3 protein-coding genes are annotated in these 3,167 nt (G+C 47.0%); all 3 read left to right on the top strand.

What is annotated here, in order from left to right; genetic code table 11:
• Nucleotides 1–1,458 (top strand): glutamate synthase-related protein (locus tag P8O70_05370; protein MDG2196307.1); only part of this gene is annotated, 1,458 nt, incomplete at its 5' end.
• 12 nt (nt 1,459–1,470) lie between these two features.
• Complete coding sequence (locus P8O70_05365; protein ID MDG2196306.1) at nt 1,471–2,988, top strand: glutamate synthase subunit beta; 1,518 nt, start codon at nt 1,471–1,473, stop codon at nt 2,986–2,988.
• The coding region (locus P8O70_05360; GenBank protein MDG2196305.1) for a hypothetical protein at nt 2,985–3,167 on the top strand (183 nt) is incomplete at its 3' end. The genes P8O70_05365 and P8O70_05360, both read left to right, overlap by 4 nt.

Raw genomic sequence — 3,167 nt, 5'->3', positions numbered from 1 at the left:
CCAAAGGCTCGGATTACGGTTAAATTGGTCTCGGAGGCAGGTGTAGGAACCATCGCAGCAGGGGTCGCTAAAACGCATGCTGACCTGATTGTGATCGCAGGTCATGACGGTGGTACAGGTGCCTCTCCGTTGACTTCAATCAAATATGCTGGAGTTCCTTGGGAGTTGGGATTATCTGAAGCGCACCAGACGTTGTTGTTGAATCGCTTACGTGGTCGTGTTCGATTACAGACAGATGGGCAACTGAAAACAGGCCGAGATGTAGCTATTGCGGCGATGCTTGGTGCTGAAGAGTTTGGGTTTTCAACCGCCCCTCTCATCACAATCGGCTGCGTGATGATGCGCAAGTGTCACCTGAATACCTGCCCAGTTGGAATTGCTACGCAAGATCCCGAATTACGCAAAAAGTTTGTTGGTCAACCAGAGCATGTCATTAACTTCTTTTTCATGGTTGCAGAAGAAGTTCGTGAAATCATGGCAATGTGTGGATTCCGTTCATTTAGTGAAATGGTTGGGAGATCAGATTGCTTGGAACAACGCTCTGATATCACCCATTGGAAAGCCAAGCATGTAGATCTTTCAAATCTGCTGAAACAAATCCCAGTTGGCGAAGGGGACACTCGCTACTGCACACAGGAGCAAGATCATGGGCTAAAAGAACAGATTGACCATGAATTGATTGCCCTAGCCAAGGAAGCAATCGAACAGCGCAAGCCCGTCAAAATTGAAATGCCCGTGAAGAATATCCATCGAGCGATTGGTACAATGCTCAGTGGAGAAATTGCTTTATCCCACGGAGCTGAGGGTTTACCTGACCACACAATTCATTGTCAGCTGACCGGCTCAGCAGGACAAAGTTTTGGGACGTTCTTGGCGCGTGGGGTTACACTTGAGTTGGAAGGTGATGCCAACGACTACACGGGTAAAGGGCTTAGTGGAGGAAAGCTGATAGTATATCCTCCCAAAAGCTCCACATTGAAGGCGGATGAAAACATTCTCATTGGCAACACTGTTTTATATGGAGCCACCGGCGGTGAAGCTTTCTTCTCTGGGATAGCTGGAGAACGCTTTGGTGTCCGCAATAGTGGTGCAACCGCTATTGTGGAGGGAGTGGGAGATCACGGATGCGAGTACATGACAGGAGGTCGTGTGATCGTTCTTGGTCACACAGGACGAAACTTCGCTGCAGGGATGAGTGGAGGCATCGCTTACGTTTTTGATGAAAAAGGTTATTTTACGCAGTGTTGCAACCAGGGTATGGTTGAACTTGGCCCTTTAAGTCAGGTGGATGAGGCCAAATGGGTCAAGGAAATGATTCAACGGCATCTGCATTATACTCAAAGTGAGCGAGCCAGCAAATTGTTGGAAGACTGGGACAACACACTTCAAAAATTTGTCCGAGTGATGCCTACAGAATATAGACTGGTTCTGGAACAAATGAATTCACAGGCTGCCTGACGGAGAGAATAGATGGGTAATGATACAGGATTTTTAGAGCACTCCAAACAAGACGTTCCAAGGCGTCCAATTGCTGAGAGAATTCAGGATTTTCGTGAATATGATGTGCACTACTCCGAGTCGGAAATTAAAGTGCAAGCCTCTCGCTGTATGGACTGCGGCATCCCTTTCTGCCACAACAGTTGCCCTCTGGGTAATCAAATTCCTGATTGGAATGACCTCGTTTATCGTGGCCATTGGAGGGAAGCTCTAGATACCCTTCACAGCACCAATAATTTTCCAGAATTTACTGGCCGTATCTGTCCAGCACCTTGTGAAGAATCTTGTGTTCTTAATGCGTATTACACGCTTGATGAAGAAGAACGACATCGTAAAAAAAATTCTGTTACCATCGAGCAGATTGAAAAACATATCGCTGATCGTGGATGGCAAGAAGGCTGGATCAAACCTCAACCACCGAAAAAGCTCACAGGGAAAAAAGTTGCTGTGATTGGATCAGGCCCTGCTGGTTTAGCGGCCGCACAACAGCTTCGAAGAACTGGTCACGAAGTGACAGTTTACGAAAAGTCTGATCGACTTGGTGGACTCCTAATCTATGGTATTCCAGACTTCAAATTGGAGAAGATTAACGTTCAACGTCGAGTAGACCAGATGCAGGCTGAAGGGGTACGCTTCATCACAAACTGTCACGTTGGTAAAGACATCAGCACGAAGGAGCTTCGGTCACAATATGACGCCATCCTACTCGCAACGGGTGCTCAACAAAAAAGAGAATTGACAACCGAGGGCAAGGAATTAAAGGGCATTCACTATGCGATGGATTATTTGCCTCAACGCAATCAATTTGTAGCTGGCGATTCTCCTAAGCCGGATGCAGTTCAAGCCCAAGGGAAGCGAGTAGCAATTTTAGGTGGAGGATTCACCGCTGCAGACTGTTTAGGAAATTTGAACAGACAAGGAGCTGATCGAAGAGTCTATCAGTTTGAAATTGTCAACATGCAGCCGCGTCCAACTCCGGTGCATGAAGAGGTAGACCCAGATTGTAGAGCAAACATTCTAACTGAAAGAGTGATTGGTGATGAAAATGGTGCTGTGAAAGGGCTACAGGCGGTTCGGGTCGAGTGGAAACAAGAAGACGGCCGGAACGTCATGAAGCGTCTGGAAGGCACAGAATTTACAATTGGTGTTGACCTGATTTTACTGGCAATGGGATTCATTGGGCCAACTGTCTCGGGGTTGGTGAATGATTTGGGTGTGAAAATTAGTATGCGAGGTCGGAAAGACCCAATAGCCGCAAGTGAAACGCTGAAGATGTTGGAAGATGGACAACAACCGATGTACTCGATTCATGCAGACAATCGGTTCCAGACATCAGAAGAAGGAGTTTTTGCTGCGGGTGATGCCAAACGAGGGGCATCTCTGGTGGTTTGGGCAATTTGGGAAGGACGGGAAGCGGCCCGATCCATTGATCAATATCTGATGGGAGAATCTGCGCTACCTACTTCGCCACAAGCAGAAGTTCTCGCATGAAAGGACGAAATGTCCTCATTTACTCTAGTGTTACAATCGGAATTGTGGTCCTGATTGGATATGCTCTTTGGCAGGAAATAGTGCGGAATGAATCTCAAATTCAAACATCTATAAGTGGAACCATTAAGACAGCTCCTAGTGTTACGGGTGGAGTTGTCAAAACAGACAATGCCTACCTT

The organism is SAR324 cluster bacterium (genome assembly GCA_029245725.1).
Lineage (GTDB): Bacteria > SAR324 > SAR324 > SAR324 > NAC60-12 > JCVI-SCAAA005.
The sequence above is the reverse complement of the archived record's forward strand: the minus strand, read 5'-3'. Positions and strand labels throughout refer to the sequence as shown.

Bases quoted from the DNA above. Each gene is read 5' to 3' on its own strand.
- P8O70_05365 (MDG2196306.1), top strand. From the start codon at position 1,471: ATGGGTAATGATACAGGATTTTTAGAGCACTCCAAACAAGACGTTCCA.